General features: G+C 73.4%; 24 protein-coding genes and 1 pseudogene. 11 read left to right on the top strand and 14 right to left on the bottom strand.

Annotated features, from left to right (window positions below; genetic code table 11):
- Nucleotides 1-7: 7 nt before the first annotated feature.
- From ABTY59_RS35490 to ABTY59_RS35480, 3 genes are read right to left on the bottom strand one after another with little or no spacing between them, the layout of a single operon-like run.
- The gene (locus ABTY59_RS35490; RefSeq protein WP_352023268.1) at nt 8-1069 is read right to left on the bottom strand and encodes an iron-containing alcohol dehydrogenase family protein; all 1062 of its coding nucleotides are present in this window, start codon (nt 1067-1069) and stop codon (nt 8-10) included.
- The gene (locus ABTY59_RS35485) at nt 1057-1809 is read right to left on the bottom strand and encodes a phosphocholine cytidylyltransferase family protein (protein ID WP_352023267.1); all 753 of its coding nucleotides are present in this window, start codon (nt 1807-1809) and stop codon (nt 1057-1059) included. The genes ABTY59_RS35490 and ABTY59_RS35485 overlap by 13 nt, the downstream gene beginning before the upstream one ends.
- Nucleotides 1806-3620: a DUF5941 domain-containing protein gene (locus ABTY59_RS35480; protein ID WP_352023284.1), complete on the bottom strand. Its 1815-nt coding sequence runs from the start codon at nt 3618-3620 to the stop codon at nt 1806-1808. The genes ABTY59_RS35485 and ABTY59_RS35480 overlap by 4 nt, the downstream gene beginning before the upstream one ends.
- A gap of 390 nt (nt 3621-4010) precedes the next feature.
- On the opposite strand from ABTY59_RS35480, the gene ABTY59_RS35475 reads away from it, so the two are divergent.
- The 3 genes from ABTY59_RS35475 to idi all read left to right on the top strand — a co-directional run bounded on the left by ABTY59_RS35475 (nt 4011) and on the right by idi (nt 7168).
- Entirely contained in the window at nt 4011-4952 is a 942-nt protein-coding gene (locus tag ABTY59_RS35475) for a cation diffusion facilitator family transporter (RefSeq protein WP_352023266.1), read from the top strand.
- A 198-nt stretch (nt 4953-5150) separates the two neighbouring features.
- The gene (locus ABTY59_RS35470; protein WP_352023265.1) at nt 5151-6395 is read left to right on the top strand and encodes a bifunctional class I SAM-dependent methyltransferase/N-acetyltransferase; all 1245 of its coding nucleotides are present in this window, start codon (nt 5151-5153) and stop codon (nt 6393-6395) included.
- Nucleotides 6396-6547: 152 nt separating this feature from the next.
- Nucleotides 6548-7168 carry an isopentenyl-diphosphate Delta-isomerase gene (gene idi, locus ABTY59_RS35465; protein WP_352023264.1) on the top strand — a complete coding sequence of 207 codons (621 nt, stop codon included), beginning with the start codon at nt 6548-6550 and terminating at the stop codon, nt 7166-7168.
- An 88-nt stretch (nt 7169-7256) separates the two neighbouring features.
- On the opposite strand, the gene ABTY59_RS35460 is transcribed toward idi, so the two are convergent.
- Nucleotides 7257-7709: an ATP-binding protein gene (locus ABTY59_RS35460; RefSeq protein ID WP_352023263.1), complete on the bottom strand. Its 453-nt coding sequence runs from the start codon at nt 7707-7709 to the stop codon at nt 7257-7259.
- 247 nt (nt 7710-7956) lie between these two features.
- Here ABTY59_RS35460 and ABTY59_RS35455 point away from each other — a divergent pair, with 247 nt between their 5' ends.
- Nucleotides 7957-8700 (top strand): enoyl-CoA hydratase/isomerase family protein, encoded by a 744-nt coding sequence (locus ABTY59_RS35455; protein ID WP_352023262.1) that lies wholly within the window; start codon nt 7957-7959, stop codon nt 8698-8700.
- Nucleotides 8701-8718: 18 nt separating this feature from the next.
- Here ABTY59_RS35455 and ABTY59_RS35450 read toward each other — a convergent pair whose 3' ends face one another.
- On the bottom strand, nt 8719-9363 hold the full coding sequence (locus ABTY59_RS35450) for a DJ-1/PfpI family protein (RefSeq protein WP_352023261.1): 645 nt from the start codon (nt 9361-9363) through the stop codon (nt 8719-8721).
- Between the two features lie 13 nt (nt 9364-9376).
- Nucleotides 9377-10348 (bottom strand): GlxA family transcriptional regulator, encoded by a 972-nt coding sequence (locus ABTY59_RS35445; RefSeq protein WP_352023260.1) that lies wholly within the window; start codon nt 10346-10348, stop codon nt 9377-9379.
- Between the two features lie 126 nt (nt 10349-10474).
- Here ABTY59_RS35445 and ABTY59_RS35440 point away from each other — a divergent pair, with 126 nt between their 5' ends.
- The 5 genes from ABTY59_RS35440 to ABTY59_RS35420 all read left to right on the top strand — a co-directional run bounded on the left by ABTY59_RS35440 (nt 10475) and on the right by ABTY59_RS35420 (nt 15749).
- Entirely contained in the window at nt 10475-11341 is an 867-nt protein-coding gene (locus ABTY59_RS35440; RefSeq protein ID WP_352023259.1) for an SCO6745 family protein, read from the top strand.
- 130 nt (nt 11342-11471) lie between these two features.
- Nucleotides 11472-13889 (top strand): Tex family protein, encoded by a 2418-nt coding sequence (locus ABTY59_RS35435; RefSeq protein WP_352023258.1) that lies wholly within the window; start codon nt 11472-11474, stop codon nt 13887-13889.
- A 212-nt stretch (nt 13890-14101) separates the two neighbouring features.
- Nucleotides 14102-14557: a DUF2690 domain-containing protein gene (locus ABTY59_RS35430; RefSeq protein ID WP_352023257.1), complete on the top strand. Its 456-nt coding sequence runs from the start codon at nt 14102-14104 to the stop codon at nt 14555-14557.
- Between the two features lie 188 nt (nt 14558-14745).
- On the top strand, nt 14746-15195 hold the full coding sequence (locus tag ABTY59_RS35425; RefSeq protein WP_352023256.1) for a DUF2690 domain-containing protein: 450 nt from the start codon (nt 14746-14748) through the stop codon (nt 15193-15195).
- Between the two features lie 101 nt (nt 15196-15296).
- The gene (locus tag ABTY59_RS35420) at nt 15297-15749 is read left to right on the top strand and encodes a DUF2690 domain-containing protein (RefSeq protein WP_352023255.1); all 453 of its coding nucleotides are present in this window, start codon (nt 15297-15299) and stop codon (nt 15747-15749) included.
- Between the two features lie 72 nt (nt 15750-15821).
- On the opposite strand, the gene ABTY59_RS35415 is transcribed toward ABTY59_RS35420, so the two are convergent.
- From ABTY59_RS35415 to ABTY59_RS35400, 4 genes are read right to left on the bottom strand one after another with little or no spacing between them, the layout of a single operon-like run.
- Nucleotides 15822-16223 carry a hypothetical protein gene (locus tag ABTY59_RS35415; RefSeq protein WP_352023254.1) on the bottom strand — a complete coding sequence of 134 codons (402 nt, stop codon included), beginning with the start codon at nt 16221-16223 and terminating at the stop codon, nt 15822-15824.
- Nucleotides 16220-16948: a 2-phosphosulfolactate phosphatase gene (locus tag ABTY59_RS35410; protein WP_352023253.1), complete on the bottom strand. Its 729-nt coding sequence runs from the start codon at nt 16946-16948 to the stop codon at nt 16220-16222. The genes ABTY59_RS35415 and ABTY59_RS35410 overlap by 4 nt, the downstream gene beginning before the upstream one ends.
- Nucleotides 16949-16976: 28 nt before the next feature.
- Nucleotides 16977-18614 (bottom strand): ABC-F family ATP-binding cassette domain-containing protein, encoded by a 1638-nt coding sequence (locus tag ABTY59_RS35405; RefSeq protein WP_352023252.1) that lies wholly within the window; start codon nt 18612-18614, stop codon nt 16977-16979.
- Between the two features lie 13 nt (nt 18615-18627).
- Entirely contained in the window at nt 18628-19077 is a 450-nt protein-coding gene (locus tag ABTY59_RS35400) for a hypothetical protein (RefSeq protein WP_352023251.1), read from the bottom strand.
- 42 nt (nt 19078-19119) lie between these two features.
- Between ABTY59_RS35400 and ABTY59_RS35395 the strand changes: the two are divergent.
- Nucleotides 19120-19318: pseudogene (locus ABTY59_RS35395) on the top strand (FAD-binding protein); the annotation flags it as partial.
- A gap of 64 nt (nt 19319-19382) precedes the next feature.
- On the opposite strand, the gene ABTY59_RS35390 reads toward ABTY59_RS35395, so the two are convergent.
- From ABTY59_RS35390 to ABTY59_RS35380, 3 genes are all read right to left on the bottom strand, one after another.
- Complete coding sequence (locus ABTY59_RS35390) at nt 19383-19685, bottom strand: hypothetical protein (protein WP_352023250.1); 303 nt, start codon at nt 19683-19685, stop codon at nt 19383-19385.
- A gap of 118 nt (nt 19686-19803) precedes the next feature.
- Complete coding sequence (locus ABTY59_RS35385; protein WP_352023249.1) at nt 19804-21117, bottom strand: M14 family metallopeptidase; 1314 nt, start codon at nt 21115-21117, stop codon at nt 19804-19806.
- A 37-nt stretch (nt 21118-21154) separates the two neighbouring features.
- A complete protein-coding gene (locus ABTY59_RS35380; RefSeq protein ID WP_352023248.1) occupies nt 21155-23188 on the bottom strand; it encodes a Xaa-Pro dipeptidyl-peptidase in 2034 nt (677 codons plus the stop codon).
- Between the two features lie 225 nt (nt 23189-23413).
- Between ABTY59_RS35380 and ABTY59_RS35375 the strand changes: the two genes are divergently transcribed.
- Complete coding sequence (locus ABTY59_RS35375; RefSeq protein WP_352023247.1) at nt 23414-24985, top strand: M1 family metallopeptidase; 1572 nt, start codon at nt 23414-23416, stop codon at nt 24983-24985.
- Nucleotides 24986-25168: 183 nt separating this feature from the next.
- On the opposite strand, the gene ABTY59_RS35370 is transcribed toward ABTY59_RS35375, so the two are convergent.
- The gene (locus ABTY59_RS35370; protein ID WP_352023246.1) at nt 25169-26053 is read right to left on the bottom strand and encodes an oxygenase MpaB family protein; all 885 of its coding nucleotides are present in this window, start codon (nt 26051-26053) and stop codon (nt 25169-25171) included.
- Nucleotides 26054-26178 lie beyond the last annotated feature (125 nt).

The following is a 26178-nucleotide window of genomic DNA, read 5'->3' as shown; positions in this document are numbered from 1 at the left end:
ACGGACCTCAGCTACCGATGGATTTGGCATAGTCGGCGTACGCGTCCCTGATCTGGTCGTCGGACAGGTCGAGGTGTTCGAGGATGGTGAAGCGGCCCGGCCGGGTCTGCGGGGCGAAGGACACCGCCTGGACGAACTCGTCCGCGGTGAAGCCCATCTCCTCCGCCAGGACGGGCAGCCCGTGCCGGCGCAGGGTCTCGACCATCAGGACGGACGCGTCGCGGTCGCCGCGCAGGTGCATGGCGAAGGCCGCGCCGAGACCGCACTGCTCGCCGTGGCTGGCAGCGCGGGCCGGGAAGAGCAGGTCGAAGGCGTGGCTGATCTCGTGGCAGGCGCCCGAGGAGGGGCGGCTGTCCCCGCTGATCGACATGGCGATGCCGGACATCACCAGACCCTCGGAGAGGGTCACGAGGAAGTCGTCGTCGCCGACGCCGCCGGGGTGGCGGAGCACGGCCTCGCCGGCGCTGCGGGCCATGGCGGCCGCGAGGCCGTCGACCTTCTCGCCGGTCTCGCGGTGCGAGAGCTCCCAGTCCGCGATGGCGGAGAGGTTGGAGATCGCGTCGCCGATGCCGGAGCGGACGTACCGCACGGGGGCGTCCCGGATCACGTCGAGGTCGATGACCAGCGCGATCGGGGTGGGCACACCGTAGGAGCCGCGCCCGTTGTCGTTGTCCAGGGTGGAGATCGGCGAGCAGATCCCGTCGTGCGACAGGTTGGTGGCGATGGCCACCAGCGGCAGCCCGACCCGGGCCGCCGCGTACTTCGTCACATCGATGATCTTGCCGCCGCCGAGGGCGACCACGGCGTCGTACCGCTTGCCGCGCATGGCGTCGGCGAGCTTGACGGCCTCGTCGATCGTGCCGCCGGAGACCGGGTACCAGTCGGCGCCGGGCAGCTCGGGGGCGAAGTGGTCACGCAGCCTGAGGCCCGAGCCGCCGCTGATGGCGACGGCGATCTTGCCGTTGCTGGAGATCCGCTGGTCCGCGAGGAGCGCGGACAGGTCGTCCAGCGCTCCCCGGCGGATGTCGACGACGACCGGCGAGGGGATCAGCCGAGTCAGTACTGGCACGCGATCTCACGGCCCTTCGCGAGGTCGTCGTGGTTGTCGATCTCGACCCACTTGACGTCACCGATGGGCTCCACGTCGACGACGAAGCCGCGGTTGACGAGCTCCTGGTAGCCGTCCTCGTAGTAGAGGTCGGGGTCGCGCTCGAAGGTGGCCTTGAGGGCGTCGGCGAGCTCCTCGGCGGCCTCGGGCTCGATGAGGGTGACGCCGATGTACTCGCCGGTGGCGGTGGCCGGGTCCATGAGCTTGGTGATGCGCTCGACGCCCTTGCCCTCGGCGACGATGACCTTCATCTCCTCGTCGGCGAGCTTCTTCACCGTGTCGAGGGCGAGGATGATCTTCTGGCCCTTGCCGCGGGCGGCGAGCAGGGTCTTCTCGACGGAGACCGGGTGGACGGTGTCGCCGTTGGCGAGGATCACACCGCGCTTCAGGACGTCACGGGCGCACCACAGGGAGTAGGCGTTGTTCCACTCCTCGGCCTTGTCGTTGTCGACGAGGGTGATCGCGAGGCCGTACTTGGCCTCCAGGGCCTCCTTGCGGGCGTAGACGGCCTCCTTGCGGTAGCCGACGACGATCGCGACCTCGGTGAGACCGATCTCGGCGAAGTTCTTGAGCGTGCCGTCGAGGATGGTCAGCTCGTTCTCGGTGCCCTCGCCGGACACGGGCACGAGGGCCTTCGGAAGCGTCTCGGTGTAGGGGCGCAGACGCCGTCCGGCACCGGCTGCCAGTACGAGGCCGATCATGCTGTTTCTCCTTCGTCGTGAACGGCGGGTGCTCCGGAGGAGACCCAGAAGCGGATGGACTCCACGAGCACCACCAGCGCGACGGCGACCGCGAGCGCGGTCAGTGCCAGGGTGAAGTCGTCGCCGCGGTCCGCCAGCAGGGCGGCGAGGACGGTCACCAGGAGCGTGCGCCCCTCGTGTCCGCCGGTGACGCGCACCAGCCAGGCGGGCGGTGCGCCGGTGCCGCCGCGGATGCGGTACACCGTGTCGTAGTGATGGTAGGCGACCGCCGCGACCAGCCCGAATGCGGCGGGCAGGGCGTGCGGGGAGTCGGAGCGGGCCGCGAGCACCAGGACGGTGGTGTACTCGGCGGCCCGGAAGAGCGGGGGGACGAGCCAGTCGAGGGCGCCCTTGAGGGGGCGGTAGACGGCGGCGCCGGCGAACATCGCGTACAGGGCCGCCGCGACGACGGTCCCGGCGTCCCCGAAGGGCCGTCCGAGGACGGCGGGCAGCAGCACGCCCGTGGCGATCAGCGCGAGGACGAAGCCGGGGAGCATCCGGAGTCCGGCGCGGCCGAAGATCCGGCCCGCGATCCCCGCCAGCGGGCCCGAGTCCGCGAGGTCGGCCAGTGCCTGGGCCGCCCGGTCGGTCCGCTTCGCCTTGCGGGTCAGGGAGCGCAGGACGCGGCCGGCCGTGGTGTAGCAGGCGCCGAAGGCGCAGCCGATGATCAGGGCCCAGAAGACGATCCGGGGGGTGGTGAGGGCGGTCAGGACCGCGATCATGGCCCAGCGCTCGCCGATCGGCAGGATGATCATGCGGCGGGCCCAGACCGTCCAGCCGACGCTGTCGAGCCGGTTGGAGAGGGAGGCCGTGGGGCTGGTGTTGGCCGTCGCGTCGTGGTTGGCCTCGTTGAACGAGAAGTCCACGACGTGCCGGCAGGTCATGAGGACCATCGCGCCGAGCGCGAGGGCCCAGACGTCGTCGCCGTTGCGGGCGGCGCCGAGCGCGAGGCCCGCGTAGAAGGCGTACTCCTTGGCGCGGTCGAAGGTGGCGTCGAGCCAGGCGCCCATCGTGGAGTACTTGAGCGCGTAGCGGGCGAGCTGCCCGTCGGTGCAGTCGAGGACGAAGGAGACCAGGAGGAGGACGCCGGCGGCGACGTAGCCGCCGCGCTCGCCGGTGGCCGCGCAGCCGGCCGCGATCAGCGCGGTGAGCAGCGAGGCGGTGGTGACCTGGTTGGGGGTGAGGCCGCGGCGCGCGCACCAGCGGGCGATGTAGCGCGAGTACGGGCTGATGAAGAAGGTGGTGAAGAAGCCGTCGTGGGCCTTGACGGCGGAGCGCAGCCGTACGGCCTCGTCGTCGACGGCGTCGACGGCGGCGCGGGCCTCGTGGCGGGCCTCCGCGTCGGTGGGCACGGTGGCGACGAGGGTGCCGAGCTGGGGCCGGTGCACGGCGACGCCGTCGGCGTCGAGGGCCTCGGCGAGCGCCTCGGTGAGGCCGTCGGTGAGCGTGCCGGTGCCCGCGGGCCCGGTGGCCGCGGAGACGGCGTCGAGGGCGCGGGAGAGCGCGGGGCGGGCCTCGCGCTGCGCGGCGAGGGCGCCGGGGGCGGCGGCCGCGGGGAACCGGGGGTCGGTCAGGGTGAGGCGCAGGGCGTGCAGGTGACCGACGAACCGGGGGTCGACGAGCGCGACGCGCTCGCCCGCCGGGACGGCGGCCAGCAGGGCACCGGCCTCCTCGGCGCCGGAGGCGATCCGGACGTCGAAGCCGAGCGACCGCAGATCTCCGTCGAGCGAGGATCCGGGTGCCGGCGGGCCGGTGAGGATGGCGGTCGACAGACGAACTCACTCCTTGGAGCTGACGGAGGGGCCGGCGGGGCCATGGCGGCCCCGGGCGCGGCGGTGCGGCCCGGCACCGGGCGGCGACACGTCGGCTGAGGCTATCGGATGAACGGAAGGCGAGTTCACCGAGGCTTCTCCGGCAGGACTCCCCCGGGACCGTCCGTGTCCGTCCGGCTGCGCCGCGTCCCGCGGAGATCATCATGGGCGATCGGCGGCCCACCCCACAAACCCCGGCCGGAGGGGCCGGTGGCCGGATCTTCCCCCTTCGACGTCGTCGCAGGTCAGAGCATATGACAACGGTGTTCAGTACCGTGTTGCACATACCCCCCACCCGTAGTTCACTTGCGAATCGGGGCACCACACAGGACACGACCGGGAGGCCTTGTCATGGGGGCTGGACACGACCACGGGCACAGCCACGGCGGCCCGCCGCCGACGGGTACGGCGGGCGCCGCCTACAGGAACCGACTGCGGATCGCGCTCGGCATCACGCTCTCCGTGATGGTGATCGAGATCATCGGCGGTCTGGTCGCCGACTCGCTCGCGCTGATCGCCGACGCGGCGCACATGGCGACCGACGCCGTGGGTCTCGCGATGGCGCTCCTCGCGATCCACTTCGCGAACCGGCCGCCCTCGGGGAACCGCACCTTCGGCTTCGCGCGCGCCGAGATCCTGGCGGCGCTCGCCAACTGTCTGCTGCTGCTCGTCGTCGGCGGTTACGTGCTGTACGAGGCGATCCAGCGGTTCCTGGAGCCGGCCGAGACCAAGGGCGGCCTGGCCATCGCGTTCGCGGTGGTCGGCCTGGTGGCGAACGTGATCTCGCTGTCGCTGCTCATGCGGGGACAGAAGGAGAGCCTCAATGTGCGCGGGGCGTATCTGGAGGTGCTCGCGGACGCGCTGGGCTCGGTCACCGTGATCGTCGCGTCCGCGATCATCCTGGCGACGGGCTGGCAGTACGCCGACCCCATCGCCTCGATCGTGATCGGCCTGATGATCGTGCCGCGCACGCTCAAGCTGCTGCGCGAGACGCTGGACGTGCTCCTGGAGGCGGCCCCCAAGGGCGTCGACATGGCCGAGGTGCGGGCGCACATCCTGGCCCTGCCGGGCGTCGAGGACGTCCACGACCTGCACGCCTGGACGATCACCTCCGGGATGCCGGTGCTCTCCGCGCACGTGGTCGTCGACCAGGCCGAGCTGGACTCGGTCGGGCACGAGAAGATGCTGCACGCCCTGCAGGGCTGCCTGGGCTCCCACTTCGACGTGGAGCACTGCACGTTCCAGCTGGAGCCGGCCGGGCACGCGGAGCACGAGGCGAAGCTCTGCCTCTGAGGCGGACCGCCTGCTAGTCTTTTCGTACGAACGCGTGTGGAGAGGAGCTGAGGTTGATGACCGTCGCGATGGAGGCTGCCCAGTGCGGCAGCGCCCGGTCGTCCCTCAGCCTCCGGGTCTCCGGCTGACCTGATCCCGGTCCTTCCCACCGGTACGTCACGTCGTCGGCCGGGGCCCTTTCACCCAAGGGTTTCCACGTTGTCCGACAACGCTCTGCACGACTCCTTCTTCGCCCTGCACCACGGTCTGCCGCGGCAGGGTCCCGGTTCCGACACCACCACCCGTCGGCTCCTCGCGCTCGCGGGGACGCTGCCCGAGCACCCGCGCGTGCTCGACCTGGGCTGCGGCCCCGGCCGCTCCGCGCTGCTCCTCGCCGCCGAGGCGGGCGCTCGGGTGACGGCCGTCGACACCCATGAACCGTTCCTCGCGGAGCTGCGGGAGACCGCCGCCGCCCGCGGGCTCGACGGCTCGATCCGCACCCTGAACGCCGACATGGGCGCGCTGCCCTTCCCCGACGGCTCCTTCGACCTGGTCTGGGCCGAGAGCTCGGTCTTCGTCCTCGGCTTCGACCGGGCCCTCGCCGCCTGGCGCCGGCTCCTCGCGCCGGGCGGCACCCTGGTCGTCACCGAGTGCGTCTGGACCGCCGAGGAGCCGGGCCCGGTGGCCCGCGCCTTCTGGGAGGAGCACTACCGGCTCCGTACGGTCGCCGGGAACGCGGCGGCGGCCGTCGAGGCCGGCTACCACGTCCTGGGGACCTTCCCGCAGCCCGACGGCGACTGGGACGAGTACTACGTCCCGCTCGCCGCGCACGCCGACGCGGCCGACACCGCCGTGCCCGGCATGGCCGAGGCGGTGGCCGGGGCCCGCACCGAGATCGCGCTGCGGCGCGAGCACGGCTCCGACTACGGGTACGCGGGCTTCGTCCTGCGGCCCGCCGACCCGCGCTGGACCACCCGCCCGGAGCGGGCCGGGGACGTCGAGGCGGTCCACGCGCTGGTGGCCGCGGCCTTCGGGTCCGACGCCGAGGCCGAGCTGGTCGAGGCGCTGCGCTCCGACGCCGCGTGGCTGCCCGGCCTGTCGTACGTGGCCGAGGCCCCGGACGGCACGGTCGCGGCGCACGCGCTGATCACCCGCTGCCTGGTGGACGGCGTTCCGGCGGCCGCGCTCGCCCCGGTCTCGGTCGCTCCCGCGTACCAGCGGACGGGCGCCGGGCAGGCCGTCGTCCGGGCGGTCCTCGACGCGGCCCGGCTGGGCGGCGAGGAGCTCGTGCTGGTGCTGGGCCACCCGGAGTACTACCCCCGGTTCGGCTTCGTACGGGCGTCCGAGTATGGAATCAAGCCAGGTTTCGAGGTCCCCGACGAGGCCATGATGGCGCTCGTCCTGGACGATTCCACGCCCGTCCCGCGGGGCACACTCGCCTATCCGGCACCTTTCGGGGTGTAGTGCCCGGTCGTGTCCGCTCCGCTCCCACCGCACCGGCTGTACGCCGGTGCGGTGGGAGCGGCCACGTCCGGCCGCCGAAGTACGGACAAGCCGGTTTTGTACGGCAGACTGTGGTGGCCCCCACGGGCCGAGGACCGATGCGAAGGATGGGTATGCCGACCACACCAGCCACCGCGGCTCAGATCTCGCCGGAGATCACGTCGAACGGTGTCCAGCCGTCCGGAGTGCCGGCGCCGATCATGCTCGAACTGGTCGACGAGGAGGGGAGGACCATCGGCACCGCGGAGAAGCTCGCCGCGCACCAGGCGCCCGGGCAGCTCCACCGCGCCTTCTCCGTCTTCCTCTTCGACGAGTCGGGCCGGCTGCTGCTCCAGCGGCGGGCGCTCGGCAAGTACCACTCCCCCGGCGTCTGGTCGAACACCTGCTGCGGCCACCCCTACCCGGGCGAGGCGCCCTTCGCCGCGGCCGCCCGGCGCACCTTCGAGGAGCTCGGTGTCTCGCCGACGCTGCTCGCGGAGGCCGGCACCGTCCGCTACAACCACCCGGACCCGGCCTCGGGGCTGGTGGAGCAGGAGTACAACCACCTCTTCGTGGGCCTGGTGCAGGCCGCCCCGCGGCCGGATCCGGAGGAGATCGAGTCCACCGCCTTCGTGACCGCCGACGAGCTGGTCGAGCGGCACGCGGCCGTGCCCTTCTCCGCCTGGTTCATGACGGTCCTGGACGCGGCGCGGCCGGCGATCAGGGAGCTGACGGGTCCGTCCGGCGGCTGGTGACCCCCGCCCGCACAGCACGTCTCCCGGCCCCGGTGCCATCGGGGCCGGGGCCGTTCCGCCCGGGGCGCGGCGCCCCCCCACGGGACCGTCAGAGGGGCCCGAGGGGCAGCGCCGCCCAGATGATCTTCCCGCCGCTCGCGGTGTGCTCGACGTCGCAGGCGCCGCCGGACTCCTGGGCGATCTCGCGGACCAGGAGGAGTCCCCGGCCGCCGGTCTGCCCCCAGTCCGCCTCCAGGGCCTTGGGGCGGTACGGGTGGTTGTCCTCGACGGACACCCTGACCCACTCCGGGCCGATCGCGACCTCCACCGCTATCTCGGGGGAGAGCAGCGCCGCGTGCCGCACGGCGTTGGTCACCAGCTCGGAGACGATCAGCAGCAGGCCGTCCATGATCTCCTCATGGACGGGGACTCCCTGACGGACCAGCAGGTCGCGTACGGCGTGCCGGGCCTGCGGGACGGAGACGTCGACCGCCGCGGCGGTGAAGCGCCAGACTCCTTCGTAGGACGGTTGCCGGGCGGGCACACCTCCGTGGGTGTCCACGGTCCCGTTCCCACCCTCGTGCTCGATTCTCGCCACGGATCGAGTCTTGGCAATGCGCGGGGGCAGACCGGCCTACTGACCAGAAGTCGACACTTATCGGCTGCTTTCTGATCGGCCGAGTATGCCAACGTCAGTTGTTCGACCATTCCTGTGCGTTTCCTGAGGGCCCCCGAGAAAAAGACCCCGAGGACGTACAGGCGCGGGCTTCCTGATCGTACGTTCGGGCCCTGCGGATAGCATCCGGCCCATGGAGCCGCAGCTGAAGGACAGCGCCACGGACGGGATCGCCACCGTCGTCATCGCCAACCCCGTCAAGCGCAACGCGATGAGCGCCGGGATGTGGCGCGCCCTGCCCGGCGTTCTGGAGCGGCTCGCCGCCGACCCCGCCGTCCGGGTCCTGGTCCTCACCGGCGAGGGCGACACCTTCTGCGCCGGGGCGGACATCTCGGCGCTGCGGGAGCCGGGCGACGAGCAGCAGACCCTCGCGGTACGGGCCGAGGAGGCGCTCGCCGCCTTCCCCAAGCCGACGCTCGCCGCCGTCCGCGGCTTCTGCGTCGGCGGCGGCAGCCAGCTGGCCGCGGCCTGCGACCTGCGCTTCGCCGAGGAGGGCGCCCGCTTCGGGATCACGCCCTCGAAGCTCGGCATCGTCTATCCGTCCTCCTCGACCCGCAGGCTCACCGCCCTGGTCGGCCCCTCGACCGCCAAGTACCTGCTGTTCTCCGGCGAGTTGATGGAAGCGGAGCGGGCGCTGCGGACCGGCTTCGTGGACGAGCTGCACCCGGCGGGCGCGCTGGACAAGCGGGTGGCCGAGTTCGCCCGGGTCCTGGCCTCCCGCTCGCTGCTCACACAGGCGGCGGCCAAGGAGTTCGCCGACGGGCGCCTGGACCGGGACGCCCACTGGGCGGAGCAGGCACGCGGCAGCGGCGACACCGCCGAGGGCGTCACCGCCTTCCTGGAGCGCCGCGCGCCCCGCTTCACGTACGGGCTCTGAGCCCCGGCGGGCCTGCCCTCAGCGCCCCTGGGGGAGGTCCTCCGTCCGCACGCTCCGCCACCGCGCGACGATCGCCGCCGGGGCCTTCTCCGACGAGCCCGCGTCGTACGGCGGCTGGGGGTCGTACTCGGTGAGCAGCTGGATCGTCTGCGCGGTCTCGTCCCCGGCGATCCGGCCGAGCAGGTGCAGTGCCATGTCGATGCCGGAGGAGACGCCGGCGGCCGTGACGTACTTGCCGTCGAAGACGACCCGCTCGCCGGTGGGCTCGACGCCGAGCGCGCGCAGTTCGTCGAAGGCGAGCCAGTGGGTGGTGGCCCGGCGGTCCTTCAGGAGTCCCGCCGCGGCGAGGATCAGCGAACCGGTGCAGACCGAGGTGGTCCACGTGCTGGTGGCGTCGGCCGTACGGAGCCAGTCGAGGGTCTCCGGGTCGTGCAGGGCGACCCGGGCGTCGGGGCCGCCGGGGACCAGGACGACGTCCGGGCGCGGGACCTCGGCGAGGCTCCGGTCGGCGACGAGCGCGAGGCTGCCCTGGTCGTTGCGGACGGGGCCCGCCTCCTTCGCCACGAAGACGGTCTCGGCGCCGGGCAGCCGGGCGAGCAGCTCGTACGGGCCGACGGCGTCGAGGGTGGTGAAGCGGTCGTAGAGCAGGACGGCGATCTGCATGTGCGGGTTCCTCTCAGGTGGGTGAGACGTGGAAGCGGCGGCGGTACTCCGCGGGACCGGTCCCCAGGGCCTTCAGGAAGGCGCGGCGCATGGTCTCGGGCGTGCCGTAGCCGGAGGTGCGGGCGACCTCCTCGACGCCGCGCGAGGTCTCCTCCAGGAGGCGGCGGGCGTGTTCGAGGCGGATCCGGTCGACGTAGCGGCCGGGCGGGACGCCGGTCTCCGCGTGGAAGGCGCGGGCGAAGTGGCGGGGCGAGAGGCGGGCGCGGGCGGCGAGCGCCTCGACCGAGAGGTCTCCGGCCGGGTGCTCGCTGATCCACTGCTGGAGGTCCCGCAGCGGTTCCCTGCGGGCGGTCTGGGCGGACAGCTGGGCGCTGAACTGGGCCTGGTTGCCGGGGCGGCGCAGGAACACGACCAGGTGCCGGGCGACGGTGAGCGCGACGTCGCGGCCGTGGTCCTCCTCGACGAGGGCGAGGGCCAGGTCGATGCCGGCGGTGACCCCGGCGGAGGTGGACAGCCGCCCGTCCCGGACGAAGATGGGGTCCGGGTCCACCTCGACCCCGGGGTGGCGGCGGGCGAGGTGCTCGCAGGCGGTCCAGTGGGTGGTGGCCCGGTGGCCGTCGAGGAGCCCGGCGTCGGCGAGGAGCAGCGCCCCGGTGCACACGGAGACCAGCCGCTCGGCCCGCGGGGCGTGGACGCGGAGCCAGTCGACCAGGGCCGGGTCGGGCGCGCGGGTGCCTTCGCCGCCGGGGACGACGAGGGTGTGCGGCGGCCCGTCGGCGACGGCGTCGTCGAGGCGCGTGTCGGGGAGCAGTCGCAGTCCGCTGTGCGTGCGGACAGGTCCGCCGTCCAGGGAGGCGGTGCGGAGCGGGTAGGCGGAGGGGTCCCCGGCGGCGCGGGCCGCACCGGCGAACACCTCGACGGGGCCGGTGACGTCGAGGCTCTGGACGTCGTCGAAGAGGACGACGAGGACGGGTCGCTGCGTCATGGCCCCATCCTTCGCGGGCCCGGGGGCGTCCGCAACGACGCGGACCCCACCTTTCCTGCCATGGGCGCTCCCCGGGTTCGGCCCGGCCGTTCCCGTCGTACCGACCAGTCGGTAACGTGATGCTCCATGACGACTGCCCTCCCCCCGCGCGCCGGACGGCGCTGCCACAACGCCCTCAACCCCCTGCACTCCACGCTGTACTTCTCGCCCGACCTGGACCGCGAGTTCACCGCCCTCGGCGTCACCGACCGGAGCGCGATGCGGCTCGCCGCCCGGAGCGCGGCACTCGGCGCGGTGGGCGCGGGCACGGTCGCCGCGACCTTCTACAACTACGACCACGCGTTCCTCGCGCGGCACCTTCCGGCCGTCTGGGAGACCGTCTCCCCCGCCGAGGCCCTGGACGCGCGGCTGCGGACCGTCGACGCGACCCTGCGCCGGCTGCTCGGCGACGAGGCCGTGGCCTCGCCGGAGATGGCCGAGGCGGCGGAGCTCGCCCTGCGCGCCACCGAGGCCTGCACCCGGCACGCCCGGCCGCTCTACTCGGCCCACGCCGACCTGCCCGTGCCCGAGCGGCCCCACCTCGCGTACTGGTGGGCCGCCACCCTCCTCCGCGAGCACCGGGGCGACGGCCACCTCACGGCGCTGCTGTCCGCGGGGCTGGACCCCGTCGAGGCCCTCGCCTCGCACACCGCCACCGGCAAGGGCATGGCCCCGCGCTGGGTCCTCGGCACGCGCGGCTGGCGGCGCGAGGACTGGGAGGCGGCCACGGAGCGGCTGCGCGAGCGCGGGATCCTCGACGCCGACGGCGAGCTGACGGACTCGGGCACGGCCCTGCGCGCCGAGCTGGAGGAGCAGACGGACCGGCTGGACTCCGCCCCGTACGAGCACCTCGGCGCGGCCGGGGTCGAGCGGCTCACCGAGCTGGGGCGCGGCTTCCTGTTCGCGGCGGCCGCCGCGGGCGCCTTCCCGGCGGACCTGGTCGGCAGGGGCTGACGGGGTCCGGCGGGGTCCGGCCCGGGTGGGCCGGGGACGCGCGCGGGACGGGTCGGTTACCGCGTCCGGGTGACCGACCCGGCAGAATGCACTCGCAAGCTTGAGGCACGAGAAGGCGAGTCGGGACACCGTGACGACGTCCATCGAAGCAAGGATCGCCGAGGAGCTCGGCGTACGCGAGCGACAGGTGAAGGCAGCCGTCGAGCTCCTCGACGGCGGTTCGACCGTGCCGTTCATCGCGCGCTACCGCAAGGAAGCGACCGAGATGCTCGACGACGCGCAGCTGCGCACCCTGGAGGAGCGGCTGCGCTATCTGCGCGAGCTGGAGGACCGCCGGTCGGCGATCCTCGATTCGGTCCGCGAGCAGGGCAAGCTGACGGAGGCGCTGGAGGCGAGCATCCGGGCCGCCGACACCAAGGCGCGCCTGGAGGACATCTACCTGCCGTTCAAGCCGAAGCGCCGGACGAAGGCCCAGATCGCCCGTGAGGCCGGTCTGGAGCCGCTGGCCGAGGGCCTGCTCGCCGACCCGTCCGTGGAGCCCGCGGCCGCCGCCGCGGCCTTCGTGGACGGCGACAAGGGCGTCGCGGACCCCGCCGCGGCCCTGGAGGGCGCGCGGGCGATCCTCGCCGAGAAGTTCTCCGAGGACGCCGACCTCATCGGCGAGCTGCGCGAGCGCATGTGGGGCCGCGGGCGCCTGGTGGCGAAGGTCCGCGACGGGCAGGAGGAGGCGGGAGCGAAGTTCGCCGACTACTTCGCGTTCGCCGAGCCCTTCACCGCGCTGCCCTCGCACCGGGTGCTCGCCATGCTGCGCGGCGAGAAGGAGGACGTCCTCGGCCTGGAGCTCGAACCGGAGGAGCCCACCGAGGGCCCCTCATCGTACGAGGGGATCGTCGCGGGCCGCTTCGGCGTCGCCGACCGGGGCCGCCCCGGGGACAAGTGGCTCCAGGACACGGTCCGCTGGGCCTGGCGGACGCGCATCCTGGTGCACCTGGGGATCGATCTGCGGCTGCGGCTGCGGACGGCCGCCGAGGACGAGGCGGTCCGGGTCTTCGCGGCGAACCTGCGGGACCTGCTGCTCGCCGCTCCGGCCGGCACCCGGGCGACCCTGGGACTCGACCCCGGTTTCCGCACGGGCGTGAAGGTCGCGGTCGTCGACGCGACCGGCAAGGTGGTCGCCACCGACACGATCTACCCGCACGTCCCCGCCAACAAGTGGGACCAGGCGCTGGAGAGGCTGGCGCGGCTCGCGAAGGAGCACGCGGTCGAGCTGGTCGCCATCGGCAACGGCACGGCCTCCCGCGAGACCGACAAGCTGGCGGCCGAACTCCTCGCGAAGCACCCGGAGTTGAAGCTGACCAAGGTGATGGTCTCGGAGGCGGGCGCCTCGGTCTACTCGGCCTCCGCCTTCGCCTCGCAGGAACTCCCGGGCCTGGACGTGTCGTTGCGCGGCGCCGTCTCCATCGCCCGGCGGCTCCAGGACCCGCTCGCCGAGCTGGTGAAGATCGACCCGAAGTCGATCGGCGTCGGCCAGTACCAGCACGACCTGGCCGAGGTGAAGCTCTCGCGCTCGCTCGACGCGGTGGTCGAGGACTGTGTGAACGGTGTCGGCGTGGACGTCAACACCGCCTCGGCGCCGCTGCTCTCGCGGGTCTCGGGCATCAGCTCCGGGCTCGCGGAGAACATCGTCGCGCACCGCGACGCCAACGGCCCCTTCCGCTCCCGCCGGGCGCTCAAGGACGTCGCCAGGCTCGGCCCGAAGGCGTACGAGCAGTGCGCGGGCTTCCTGCGCATCCGGGGCGGCGACGACCCGCTGGACGCCTCCTCGGTGCACCCGGAGGCGTACCCCGTGGTGCGCCGGATGGTGAAGACGACCGGCGGCGAGGTCGCGGCGCTGATCGGCGACACGGGCACGCTGCGCTCGCTGCGGGCGGACGACTTCGTCGACGAGACCTTCGGTCTGCCGACGGTGACGGACATCCTGCGCGAGCTGGAGAAGCCGGGCCGTGACCCGCGTCCCGCGTTCCGCACGGCCACCTTCAAGGAGGGCGTGGAGAAGATCGGCGACCTGGCGTCCGGGATGGTCCTGGAGGGCGTGGTCACCAACGTGGCCGCGTTCGGCGCGTTCGTGGACGTCGGTGTGCACCAGGACGGCCTGGTCCACGTGTCGGCGATGTCGAAGACCTTCGTCAAGGACCCGCGTGACGTGGTGAAGCCCGGCGACGTGGTCAAGGTGAAAGTCCTGGACGTGGACATCCCGCGCAAGCGGATCTCGCTGACGCTGCGGCTGGACGACGAGCCGGGGGCCGAGGGCCAGGGCGGTTCGCCCCGGCGCGAGCGGGGCGAGCGCGGGGATCGGGGCGAGCGCTCCGGCCGTCCGCCGCAGCAGCGCCAGGGCGGTGGCCGCCAGGCCGAGGGCGCTAACCGGAATGATCGCGGCGAGCGGGGTGGCCGGGATCGTTCGGCGGCGCCCGCGCCCGCCAACAGTGCGATGGCGGACGCGCTGCGCAAGGCCGGCCTGCTGGGCGAAGGCGACCGCAAGCGCCGATAGAACACCAGGTCGGAGCTGGTTTCCGAGCCGCCGCCGCGGGGCCGTCCCGGTGACTCCCACAGGGGTCGCGGGGGCGGCCCCGCGGCGTCGGACAGCCCCGACGAGGTGGCGCGAATTAAACCATTGACGCGCACAGAACAGCCGACCATGATCAGCTTCGGCCTCCACGGGGGGGCGCAGTCTCGTCCTGATTCTGTGGAGGTTCCACGTCCATGAAGCGCATGATCGCGAAGGTGGCGACGGTCTCGGCCGCCGCGATGACCATGGCCCTCGTCCCGCTCGCGGGCACCTCGTACGCCGCCGGCTGCTCCGGTGCCGGCTGTGACAACCGCGGCCCCGTCTCCATGGGCTGTGACGGCGACGCCGTCACCAAGGGCAGCGCGACGTCCCGCACCCACTCCGGCCTGAGGGTCGAGCTGCGCTGGTCCCCCACCTGCCAGGCCGCCTGGGCCCGGGTCACCGCCACCGGTGAGCAGTGGTACGAGCGGTACGGCGTCATCGAGAAGTGGTCGGGCTACGGCACCGGGTTCCAGCGCAGCCTCCAGGTGACGTTCCCCAACCCGGGCACGGACTGGACCAACATGCTGGGCGGCTCCACCTCCTACTACCGCGCCTGCATCAGCGCCCCCGCCGCCACGAACGAGGTGGACTGCACCCCCTTCTGGTAGACCGGCCCCGGCGAACGGGTGAGCGAGGCCACAGCCCACCGGGCTGTGGCCTCCTGCTGTGGGGCGCCGCGAAAACCGGAGGAGGTCGCCCGATTTACCCGTTGACGCGCTCAGATCAAGCCACCATGATCATCTCCGGCCTCCTCCGGAGGCACGAACTCTTCCTTGCTCCTGGAGGTCGCACGTCCATGAAGCGCATGATCGCGAAGGTCGCGGGCATCTCCGCCGCCGCGATGACCATGGCTCTCGTCCCGCTCGCGGGCACCTCGTACGCCGCCGGCTGCACCGGCGCCGGCTGCGACAACCTCGGCCCGGTCTCGCAGGCCTGTGACGGCGACGCCGTCACCAAGGCGTCCGTCTCCGACGGCATCGACAAGGCCGAGCTGCGCTGGTCGCCCAAGTGCCAGGCCGCCTGGGTCCGCGTCACCGACCCCTACGGCCCCGACAACTGGTGGGACCACCTCGGCTACATCGAGAAGCACAACGGCTACGCCGGTCCGCTCGTCCGCAGCCTCTCGGTCAAGATCCCGGACCCGGGCTCCGACTGGTCCAACATGCTCGGCGGCAGCGGCTACTACTACCGCGTGTGCCTCAAGGACACCGGCACGGGCGACGTCACCTGCAGCCCCTACTGGTAGACCCGGACCCCCGCGTCCGCAGGAACGCGGCCACGGCCCGACGGGCCCTGGCCGCGCGTGAAGTCCCCGACACACCCTCCCCCCGGAAGTGGCATCCCCTGATGAAGCGCATCCTCGCGAAGATGGCCGGCGTGTCCGCCGCCGCGATGACCATGGCCCTCGTCCCGCTCGCGGGCACCTCGTACGCCGCCGGCTGCACCGGCGCCGGCTGTGACAACCGCGGCCCCGTCTCCATGGCCTGCGACGGCGACGCCGTCACCAAGCAGACCGCGTACGCCGACGGCAGCCTCAAGGCCGAGCTGCGCTGGTCCCCCGCGTGCCAGGCCGCCTGGGTCCGCGTCACCGACCCCTCCGGCCCCAACGCCTGGTGGCCCAAGTACGGCTACATCGAGAAGTGGTCGGGCTACGGCACCGGCTTCCTCCGGAGCCTTGAGGTCGAGTTCCCCGACCCGGGCAGCGACTGGTCCAACATGCTCGGCGGCAGCAGCAACTACTACCGCGTCTGCATCAAGGACTCCGGCACCGGCCAGATCGACTGCAGCAACTTCTGGTAGACCGCCGACCCCCGCGTCCGCGTGAAGCGAGGCCACGGCCCACCGGGCCGTGGCCTCCTCGCGTACGCCCGGCTACGGCAGGAAGCGCAGCGCCCAGTCGGCGCGGTTCGCGACCGAGAGGTCCTCGTCCTCGGTCATCGGCTGCAGGACACGGCGGGCCGCCTTCGGATCCGCCTGGACCAGCTCGACGATCTCGGCCGCCAGGCCGTCCTGGTCGTCGCCGAGGTCGACGGCGGAGGCGCGGATCAGGGCCGGAAGGGCGTCCGGGCCCCCGAGGGCCGCGAGGACGCCGCCGAGGAGCTCACGGGCGTAGGCGTTCCGCTCCGTGAGGGCACGGTCCAGCTCCGCCTGGAGGCGCGGCAGGAGCGCGGCGTCACCCGAGGCCGCGATCTCGTCGGCGAGGTCGATCGTCTCGTCCACGTCCGCGTCCAGATCGTCCAGCATCTCGGTCAGCCGGGTCAGTAGGTCGGTCATCGTGCCTCCTGGAAAGCGCCCTCCACGAGGACGGGTACGGTCGCCGAGTGGTCGATCTCGGCGGCCACGGCCACGTCCTGCGGAAAGCCGTACTCGTACAGTTCACGGCCCGAGCCGCAGCCGTGCAAGGCGGCGACCGGGTCCTCGGTCGCGTCCCACAGCGTCGCCGCCGCGGTCGCCTCCGGGGTCAGGGTGTGGGTGCCCCGCAGCGCGGAGAGCACCGCTCCGGCACCGAGCAGATCCTCCAGCGCCGGGCGCAGCGAGCCGTCGGGCCACCGCTCGCCCGAGGCGACGACGGCGAGCGGGCGGTCCGCCGTGCCGTATCCCAGGTCGCGGAGCAGGCGCGCCACCGCCGAGTGGTTGCGCAGGGAGGCGGCGACGACGGCCGCGCCGCCCGCGGCGGCCTCCGCCGCGATGGTGGAGCCGTTCGGGGACGGCAGGACCAGGCGCGGCGGCCTCGGGGCGGCGCGCAGGGCCGCCGGGGACAGCGACCACGGATGCGCTTCGGTGGCCTCGCGCCGGCCGACGGCGAGCACGGCGTCGTTCTCCCGTGCGTGCGCGACGGCCGTGGCATCCCTCCAGCGGTACGGGAGGACGGCGGTGCCGCCCTCCACGGCGACGCCCACGGAGGTGGTGAAGGACAGCACGTCGACGACGACCACGCACGCGGCCGCCGGGGCGAGGACCCGTGACTCGACGGGCCCCCAGCCGAAGGAGACCGTCATCGCGGGCACCGTGGGCACGGAACCGGCATCAGAGCTCGGTCACCTTCCCGTCGGCGACCTCGACGCGACGGGTGGTGCGGACCGCGTCGAGCATGCGCCGGTCGTGGGTGACGAGCAGCAGCGTGCCGGTGTACGAGTCGAGGGCGGACTCCAGCTGCTCGATGGCCGGCAGGTCCAGGTGGTTCGTCGGCTCGTCGAGGACGAGCAGGTTCACGCCCCGGCCCTGGAGCAGGGCCAGCGCGGCGCGCGTCCGCTCGCCCGGGGAGAGCGTGGTGGCGGGCCGCATGACGTGGACGGCCTTGAGACCGAACTTGGCGAGCAGCGTGCGGACGTCGGCGGGCTCGGTGTCGGGCACGGCCGCGCAGAACGCCTCCAGGAGCGACTCCGTGCCGTGGAAGAGCTTGCGGGCCTGGTCGACCTCGCCGACGACGACGCCGGAGCCGAGGAACGCGTCGCCGGAGTCCAGCGGGAGCCGGCCGAGGAGGGCGGCCAGCAGGGTCGACTTCCCGGCGCCGTTGGCCCCGGTGACGGCGACCCGGTCGGCCCAGTCGATCTGGAGGGTGACGGGTCCGAAGGCGAAGTCGCCGCGGCGCACCTCGGCCTCGCGGAGGGTCGCGACGACCGAGCCCGAGCGGGGCGCGGCGGCGATCTCCATGCGCAGCTCCCACTCCTTGCGGGGCTCGTCGACGACGTCGAGGCGTTCGATCATGCGCTGGGTCTGCCGGGCCTTCGCGGCCTGCTTCTCGCTGGCCTCGCTGCGGGCGTTGCGGCCGAGCTTGTCGCCGTCGGTGGCCTTGCGGCGGGCGTTCTTGACGCCCTTGTCCATCCAGGACCGCTGCATGTGGCCGCGGGCTTCGAGGGCCGCCTTCTTGCCGGCGTACTCCTCGTACTCCTCGCGCGCGTGGCGCCGGGCGGTGTCCCGCTCCTCCAGGTAGGCCTCGTAGCCGCCGCCGTACAGGGTGATCTGCTGCTGGGCGAGGTCGAGTTCGAGGACCTTGGTGACGGTGCGGGTGAGGAACTCGCGGTCGTGGCTGACGACGACCGTCCCGGCGCGCAGCCCCTTCACGAAGGACTCCAGGCGCTCCAGGCCTTCGAGGTCGAGGTCGTTGGTCGGCTCGTCGAGCAGGAAGACGTCGTAGCGGGAGAGCAGCAGCGAGGCGAGGCCGGCGCGGGCGGCCTGACCGCCGGAGAGTCCGGTCATCGGCTGGTCGAGGCCGACGGTGAGGCCGAGGGAGTCGGCGACCTCCTCGGCGCGCTCGTCGAGGTCGGCGCCGCCGAGGTCCAGCCAGCGCTCCAGGGTGGTCGCGTACGCGTCGTCGGCGCCGGGCGTGCCGTCGACGAGCCCCTGGGTGGCCTCGTCCATGGCGGCCTGGGCGGCGGCGACGCCGGTGCGGCGGGCGAGGAACGCGCGCACGGTCTCCCCGGCGCGCCGCTCGGGCTCCTGCGGGAGGTGCCCGACGGCGGCGGTGGGCGGGGAGAGCCGCAGCTCGCCCTCCTCCGGGGTGTCGAGCCCGGCGAGCAGCCGCAGCAGCGTCGACTTGCCGGCGCCGTTGACGCCGACGAGGCCGATGACGTCGCCGGGGGCGACGACGAGGTCGAGCCCGGCGAAGAGGGTGCGTTCGCCGTGGCCGGCGGCGAGGTCCTTGGCGACGAGGGTGGCAGTCATCAGGGAACGAATCCTAGGCGACGCGGCGACACGCCGAGGATGCGAGGAGCCGGAGCAGCACGGACCGGTAGGCCGGGCCGTGGAAGCGGTACGGGCCGACGCCGGGGTAGCCCTCGCGCGCGAGGTCCACGGCGGGCCCCGTCTGCCAGGCGAAGTCGCGCCAGACGACGTCGCCGCCGTCACGGGCGACGACGGCGGTCACCGCGCCGCAGCCGGGATCCTCGCAGTCGGGGCAGGAGTGGATCACCTGGCGCGTGCCGTCGGCGAGGAGGAGGCGGTGGGCGCGCTCGGGACGGACGGTGGGCGGGAGGTCCGCCGCGAGGGGCGAGACGGTGTCGAAGCCGTCGGTCTCGTCGAGCCGGTGGAGCAGCGGCCTGCCGTCGACGAGGAAGTCGTGAGCGGGGTGGTCGCCGCCCGGCGCGGCGGCGGGGACGAGGTCGAGGGGCGTGTACGGGACCGGCATGACTCCAGTGTTTCCCCGTTCCGTGGCCGGGCCGTCCCGGAAATGTCCCGGTCCCGGTACGGTCCGGACCGCCGCCGGTACGGTCCGGACCTGACGGGCGACGAAATCGTGGCGGGTGGCGGGGTCGTGGGCCTCGCGACGGCGACGGTACTGGCCTTGGCGCGGGCTGCGGGTGCGGATCTGGTCACGGGAATCCGTGACGGGGACGACCTCGACGGTGGCGGGCGCCCCGTGGTGGCCGGGAACGGCCGCGGGGCGGTCGCCGTCCTTTCGGATGGCAACCGCCCCGCGTGACGCACCGACCGCTACTTCCAGAGCGGCGGCCTGCTGCTGTCGTCCGCGTCCTCGCAGGCCCTGGCCTGGCGCTCCAGGGCGTCGGCGCGGGCGAAGGCCTTGCGGGCCTCCGCCGTGGCGCCGAGGTGCTTGAGCTTGTTGCCCCGGTCGCGCTCCTTGTGGGCCTCGGCCCGCAGCTTGCCGACGTTGCAGGTGATGGGCTTGGCGGCGGCCGGCTCGGCGGTCACCGTCTGTCCGAACAGCACGCCCCCGGCGAGCAGCGTGGTGGCGAGCAGGCCCGTGAGGGCACGGCGCGCGGGCTTGGTGTGGCGCATGGCGGTTCTCCAACTTCAAGGCCTTGTGGGCCTGTTCGAGGCATGGTCAGTACCAGCAGGTAACTTTACCTCGGCAAAAATCGCATTCACGCCACACCGGACCGCGGTCACCCGATCGTCAACACCTCTCCACAGGACTCCCACTGACGAGGTGATAGGTCGCCCGCGCGTCCAGGAGCAGCGGGACGAGCGCGCGCTGCGACTGGCGCAGCGGTACGAACGCCCCGGCGCCGTCCGCCCGCACGGTCACGCCGTGCAGGGCGAGTTCGTCGCCGGCCTCGGCGTACTGCGCGGCGGACAGGCGGTAGCCGCACGGCGGGTCGGCGAGGATCTCGGCGGGCTCGGCGGGGTCGTTGTCGGCGCCGCCGAGATAGACCGGGCCCCGGTCCGCGAAGCCCGCGCTCCTGGCGAGGGCGGTGGCCGCCGCGAGCGGTCCGCGCCGCTCGTCCAGATAGGCGAAGGCCCCCTTCAGGGCGGCGTGCTGGGTGGCGACGCGGCGGCGGTGGTTGAGCGCCGGGTCGTCCTGCTCGGCCTGGTCGAGAGCGTCCACCCGGGTCTCGACGAGCAGCCCGGCGGAGTGCTTGACGCCGGCCGTGTTGCGCAGGATCCGCTCCTGGCCGTCACCGGCGACCTGCTTGACCGGCTCGCCCGTGAGGGGATCGGTCCAGATGCCGTAGATCCCGCTGCTGTACCCGGCGAGTCCCGCGGTGGGCCGGACGTACGACTCCGAGAGCGTCCTCGACTCCGCGTGCACGCGCGGATCGGTGTCGAGGCTGCGCGGCCAGAGGGCGAGCAGGTCCTTGTCGTAGAACCGGGGGGTGGCGCCGTACTCGTGGAGGTCGTACACGAGGGCGGGCCGCCGGTCGCGGATGACGGCGGCGACCGCGCGCGCCTCGGCGGTCCGCAGGGCGATGTGGTCGCGGTTGACGTCGACGCCGTCGCCGTTGCCGCGGGTGTCCGCCTCCCGGCCGTCGGGATTCGCGGTGGGCACCACGAGGAGGGTGGTGCGGGCGAGGAACCGGCGGGTCTCCCGGTCCTGGGCGAAGGCGAGGTCGCGCACCGTGCTCAGACAGGCTTCCCGGCCCGCCGGCTCGTCGCCGTGCTGACTGCACACGAGCAGCACGGTCGTGCGCGCGTGGTCCGCGCCGAGGGTGGCGAGCCGCAGCGGACGGCCCTGCCCGGTGGTGCCGATCCCGCGCAGCGACACCCGGTCGCTGCCCCGGTCGACCGCGGCGAGGAACGCGGCCTCCTCGGCCTCGGTCGTCCACCGGGCGCCCCGGCTCTCCTCGAATCCGGTGCGCGGAAGGGCGGGCGCGGGCGCGCTGTCCGCCGCCTTGGCGGGAACCGTGACGAGCGGCAGGGCGAGGGCGGCGGCCCCGACCGCGAGGGCGAGCGTCCGCCGGGAACTGCGGCGCCTGACAGGGGGGTTCATCGGCGGCTCCGGATCGTGACGGGTGCGGTACGGGGGTTCATCGGCCGGCTCCTGGACGCACGGCCTCCGCCGGGCCGGGCAGTCGGGGTCCCGCGACGGCGGCCGGCGGGACCGGGCCGGTCAGGGAGGGGACGGGGGCGGCGGACGGGACGGCCGGGGCGGGCCCCGTCGTCGCCCGGTCGAAGGCCGCGGCGCCCCCGACCAGGGGCAGCCGCGCCCAGGTGCGGGCCAGGTCGAGGGTGAGCGTCGGCCTGGTCGACGGGGGGTCGAGGAGGTCCCTGTCGGTGCCGCCGACGATCAGCGCGAGCCGGTGACCGGCCGGGACGACGTGGTCGGTCGCGGCGAGGTCGAGGGTGAGGGTGTACGCCCTTCCGGGGGTCAGCGGGCGCCCCTCGCGCGGGTCCGCCCAGGTCCCGAGGTCGGCCCAGCCGCGGCTGACGACCGTGTGGCCGACGTCCGCCGTGCGGGCCGCGGTCTCCTTGAAGCAGGCGCTGTCGCCCGGGGTGCTCGCGCCCCAGCAGCTGCGGTCGGTGAGCGTGGTGATGCCCTCGCCGGCCGCCGCGTAGTCCCGGATCGTGGCGGGGCCGAGGTCCACGAGGACGGCGGAGAGGTGCGCGGTGGAGGTGGTGGGGGTCGCGGTGACCGTCACCTTCGAGGACCCGGAGATCCGCAGGTCCCGGGCGAGCGGGCGGGTGACGAACCCGGCCTTCTCGGGGGTCGCGTCGTCGATCCGGGCGGCCCAGTCCAGTTCGCCCAGGCCCGGGTCGTCGGTGAAGGTCGCGGTGGCGCCGGGCGCGGTCGGGGCGCGGCCGAGCGCGCCGGGTCCCGGGGCCTCGCCGGGGGCGGGGCGCAGGGTGGTGGCCGCGGTGGTGCGCGGCGGCCACTGGCGGTCGGTGGTCCAGACGTCGGGGGCCCGCTCGATGTCGGCGACGGGCTCGCGGTCGACGCCGTTGTCGTAGCCGAGGAGGTAGTGGTCGAACCAGCGGTGCAGGGTGCGGACCCAGTCGGCGCGGCGGAAGTCGAAGGGGTCCACGTGGCCGGTCTGGGAGAGCCAGATCTTGCGCTCCACGCCGTGTGCGGCGAGCGCTTCCCACCACTGGCCGAACTGTCCGGCGCGCACGTTGAGGTCCTGCTGCCCGTGGACGACGAAGACGCTGGCCTTCACCTTGCCGGCGTCCTTCACGTGGTCCCGCTCGGTCCAGGCCGGGGTCCAGTCGCCGCTGTACGGGGTGGCGGCGGTGATCCGCTCCTGGACGGCGGCGCAGCGGCCCTGCGCCTCGGGGCTGTTCACGTACTCCGAGAGCCAGCTCGGGTTGGCGTCGTAGAGCGGGGCGCCCTGCGAGTGGAAGTAGTCGTACCAGGAGGAGATGGCGCCGATCGGAACGATCGTTTTCAGCCCTTCGACGCCGGTGGCGGCGACGCCGTTGGCGATGGTGCCGTCCCAGCTCTTGCCGATCATGCCGACGTTCCCGGTGCTCCAGGCGGTGGCGCGGGCCGGGGTGCCGCCGGTGCGGGAGGTGTAGCCGCGGGCGCGGCCGTTCAGCCAGTCGACGACGGCCTTGGCCGACCGGACGTCGGAGCGTCCGCCGACGTCGTCGCAGCCGTCGGAGCGGTTGGTGCCGGCGAGGTCGACACCGACGAAGGCGTAGCCGCGCGGGACGAAGTAGTTGTCGTAGAAGAGCGGCATCTGGACGGGGGCGCCCTCGGCGTCGTACGTCTTCTTCTGGCCCTCGTTCCCGCGTCCGCAGCAGGAGTAGTACGGACTGGCGTCCATGATCACCGGCACCTTGCGGCCCGCCGCGGCGGGCTCGCGGGGGCGCACGATGTCGACGGCGACCCGGTCGGCGCGTCCGTCGCCGTCGCCGTCGAGGCCGGTGTCGACCCAGACCGACTCGCGGACGGCGTCGGCGTACGAGTGGACCGGGCGGGACTCGCGCACGGGGGGCGAGACCGGTTCCGGCCGGGCTCCCGCGGGGGTGACCAGGGTGGCGAACAGGGCGGCCGTGGCCGCGGACACGAGGGTTCCGTACGTCAGTCGGGCTCCGCGGGTTCTCCGCTTTCGCATCGGCATGCGCCGGAACGTACCCCGGTCAACTCCCGTGCAAAAGAGCGCCGGAGGCAATCAGGGGGGATTCGGGGGCATTCCGGTGACGGGCGGGTTCATGTCGGCCGAATGGCGATCGTGTGACAGGGGGTCCTCTGGACGTGACGGTGCGTCGCGGGGCTGAATAGGGTCCGAACTAAGGACCGACGACCACCCGCGCGTCTTACGTTTCTTATGACTTGGGGAGCACCCGTGCACCGCAGAATCATCGTTCCGAGCGCCCTCGCGGCCTCGCTGCTGCTGGCGATCCCGGCATCGGCGGCCTCCTTCACCCCCGGCGCCCCGGGCATCGGCGACTCCTACTACCCCACCAGCGGCAACGGCGGCTACGACGTCTCGCACTACGACCTGCGCCTGACGTACCAGCCGGCCACGGACCTCCTGGAGGGCACGGCGACGATCCTCGCCACCACCAAGCAGGACCTGTCCCGCTTCAACCTGGACCTCGGCCTGAAGGTCAGCGAGATCCGGGTGAACGGCCGCCCGGCGAAGTTCGCCACCTCGGGCGACCACGAGCTGGAGGTCACCCCGGCGAGCCCGCTGGCCAGGAACACCCCGATCTCGGTGGTCGTCCGCTACGCGGGCAAGCCCTCCGAGTTCAAGATCGACGGCTGGTCGGCCTGGGCCCGCACCCCGGACGGCGGCGTCGCCGCGCAGGAGCCGGACTCGGCCGTCTGGTGGTTCCCGTCCAACGACCACCCGCTGGACAAGGCCACGTTCGACGTGTCGATCGCCGTGCCGGACGGCACCCAGGCCATCAGCAACGGCGTGCTGCAGTCCCAGTCCTCCCGGCTCGGCTGGACCCGCTTCAACTGGCGGTCCAACAAGCCGCAGGCGACCTATCTGGCCACGCTCGCGGTCGGCAAGTTCGACATCACGACGGACAGGACGGCGAACGGGCTGCCCGTCCTCAACGCGTACAGCAAGGACCTCGGCGACAACGCGGGCGCCGCGCGCGCCTCGGTCGAGCGCACCACCGAGGTGGCGGAGTGGCTGGAGTCGGTCTTCGGGCCGTACCCCTTCAACTCCCTCGGCGGCTACGTGCCGAACGTGACCAGCGGGTTCGCGCTGGAGACGCAGACCCGCCCGTTCTACAGCCCGCGTCAGTTCGCCAACGGCGCGAACGTGTCGGTGGTCGTCCACGAGCTGGCCCACCAGTGGTACGGCGACAGCGTGTCCGTCCGCGACTGGAAGGACATCTGGGTCAACGAGGGCTTCGCCCGCTACAGCCAGTGGCTGTGGTCGGAGAAGGAGGGCGAGGGCACGGCCCAGGAGCTCGCGGACTACGTGTACGCCACGCGGCCCGCCGACGACCCCTTCTGGACGGTGAAGCCGGGTGACCCGGGGGCGGAGAACCAGTTCCACATCGCCGTGTACGACCGGGGCGCGCTGGCGCTCCAGGCACTGCGCAACGAGATCGGCGACGAGGACTTCTTCGCGATCCTGAAGGGCTGGCCGCAGGAGTTCGCCTACGGCAACGCGCGGGTCGCCGACTTCGTGAAGTACGCGGAGCGGATCTCCGGCAAGCCGCTGGCCGGGCTCTTCGACACGTGGCTGTTCCAGCCGACGAAGCCGGGCGCCCCGGAGGCGAAGGGGGCGGGCCTCTCCGCCCCCGCCACCGCGTCCGCCTCCGCCGCGCCGTCGGCCCGCTCCGCCGCGAAGCCGGCCGAGCCGGCGAAGCCCGTGCAGCCGAAGTCTTGGAAGAAGATCGCGGCGACGAACACGATCCACGAGCACGAGACCGGTCACCCCACCGGGCACTGACCCCGTACCCGCGCCACCCCGGCCCGCCGGGGCCCGGCCCCCGATCCCACCGGGATCGGGGGCCGGGGGCGTCTCCGACGAGCCGGGGCGGCGCCTCGGCGACAGGGGCCGCCCGGTCGTCCTGCGGCGCGCCCGCCGCGTACGGCCGCTTCCTCGCGACCCGCGCCGCGGCGGGGCCGTTCGTCAGCGTCGGGTGTGGCGGGCGGCCTCGCGGGCCCGCCTCGCCAGGGGCAGGTAGCGCAGGCGCTCCGGCAGGACGGGGACCACGGCGCGGACGACGCGGGCGAAGCGACGCAGGGCGCGTTCCTGCTCGTCCGTCCACTCCAGGCCGATGGCCTCCCGCGCGTCCGGCGGCATCAGGCCGACGGTGAGGAAGGCACGCGCCCGGAGGAAGGGCCGCCGCAGGACGGGCCAGAGGGCGCGCAGGGCGAGCCGGAGCGGCAGGGGGCCCCGGTCGGGGGCGGGCAGCGGCAGATCGGTGTCGAGCAGCTCCCGTACGACGGTGGTGGCCTCGATCTCCTCGGCGAGGACCTTCCGGTAGTACGGCCAGAACTCCTCGATCGTCTGCGGCATGTCCCGGTCGTGGATGCCGAGGATCCTGCCGACCCGCAGCCACTCGGCGTACAGCTGGCGCTCCTGCGCCTCGGTGAGCGGGCGGGCGAGGAGGCCGAGCCCGTGCCGGTAGACGGGGAAGCCCGTGGCGTGCACCCAGGAGTAGTAGGCCGGGGTGAGGGCGTGGTAGCGGCGGCCGTGCGCGTCGGTGCCCTGGATCGTCCGGTGCAGCTCCCGGAGCCGGCGGCCCTCCCGCGCGGCCTCCTCCCCTCCGTAGATCCACAGCTGGAGCGAGCGCAGGGAGCGCTCGCCGCGCCCCCACGGGTCGGTGCGGAAGACGGAGTGGTCGTCGACACCCGCGCCGATCGCGGGGTGGGCGACCTGGAGGGTGAGGGCGGCGGGCAGCATCAGGAGCGCCCTGACGTCCCCCGCGACGCTCCACAGCACTCCGCCGACCGGCGGCGGCAGCGGGTCGTGACCGGCGGGGGCCCGGTCGAGCGGCTTCCTGTGCTCCATGGCCTTCTCCTCCTGTGTCCAAGGCTGCACCCATGACGAAGGGGCCGTCACCCGGGCGCTGCGAGCAGATGTGGGGCGACGTCTTCGGCATGTGCAAGGACCGCTTCGGCATCACCTGGATGGTC

The organism is Streptomyces sp. NPDC096079 (genome assembly GCF_040303145.1).
Lineage (GTDB): Bacteria > Actinomycetota > Actinomycetes > Streptomycetales > Streptomycetaceae > Streptomyces.
This window is presented reverse-complemented; position numbering and strand designations above follow the sequence as displayed.

Coding starts and splice junctions, on each gene's coding strand:
- ABTY59_RS35485 (WP_352023267.1), bottom strand. CDS start 1,809: ATGATCGGCCTCGTACTGGCAGCCGGTGCCGGACGGCGTCTGCGCCCC.
- ABTY59_RS35475 (WP_352023266.1), top strand. CDS start 4,011: ATGGGGGCTGGACACGACCACGGGCACAGCCACGGCGGCCCGCCGCCG.
- idi (WP_352023264.1), top strand. CDS start 6,548: ATGCCGACCACACCAGCCACCGCGGCTCAGATCTCGCCGGAGATCACG.
- ABTY59_RS35455 (WP_352023262.1), top strand. CDS start 7,957: ATGGAGCCGCAGCTGAAGGACAGCGCCACGGACGGGATCGCCACCGTC.
- ABTY59_RS35450 (WP_352023261.1), bottom strand. CDS start 9,363: ATGCAGATCGCCGTCCTGCTCTACGACCGCTTCACCACCCTCGACGCC.
- ABTY59_RS35445 (WP_352023260.1), bottom strand. CDS start 10,348: ATGACGCAGCGACCCGTCCTCGTCGTCCTCTTCGACGACGTCCAGAGC.
- ABTY59_RS35440 (WP_352023259.1), top strand. CDS start 10,475: ATGACGACTGCCCTCCCCCCGCGCGCCGGACGGCGCTGCCACAACGCC.
- ABTY59_RS35430 (WP_352023257.1), top strand. CDS start 14,102: ATGAAGCGCATGATCGCGAAGGTGGCGACGGTCTCGGCCGCCGCGATG.
- ABTY59_RS35425 (WP_352023256.1), top strand. CDS start 14,746: ATGAAGCGCATGATCGCGAAGGTCGCGGGCATCTCCGCCGCCGCGATG.
- ABTY59_RS35420 (WP_352023255.1), top strand. CDS start 15,297: ATGAAGCGCATCCTCGCGAAGATGGCCGGCGTGTCCGCCGCCGCGATG.
- ABTY59_RS35415 (WP_352023254.1), bottom strand. CDS start 16,223: ATGACCGACCTACTGACCCGGCTGACCGAGATGCTGGACGATCTGGAC.
- ABTY59_RS35410 (WP_352023253.1), bottom strand. CDS start 16,948: ATGACGGTCTCCTTCGGCTGGGGGCCCGTCGAGTCACGGGTCCTCGCC.
- ABTY59_RS35405 (WP_352023252.1), bottom strand. CDS start 18,614: ATGACTGCCACCCTCGTCGCCAAGGACCTCGCCGCCGGCCACGGCGAA.
- ABTY59_RS35400 (WP_352023251.1), bottom strand. CDS start 19,077: ATGCCGGTCCCGTACACGCCCCTCGACCTCGTCCCCGCCGCCGCGCCG.
- ABTY59_RS35390 (WP_352023250.1), bottom strand. CDS start 19,685: ATGCGCCACACCAAGCCCGCGCGCCGTGCCCTCACGGGCCTGCTCGCC.
- ABTY59_RS35385 (WP_352023249.1), bottom strand. CDS start 21,117: ATGAACCCCCCTGTCAGGCGCCGCAGTTCCCGGCGGACGCTCGCCCTC.
- ABTY59_RS35380 (WP_352023248.1), bottom strand. CDS start 23,188: ATGCCGATGCGAAAGCGGAGAACCCGCGGAGCCCGACTGACGTACGGA.
- ABTY59_RS35370 (WP_352023246.1), bottom strand. CDS start 26,053: ATGGAGCACAGGAAGCCGCTCGACCGGGCCCCCGCCGGTCACGACCCG.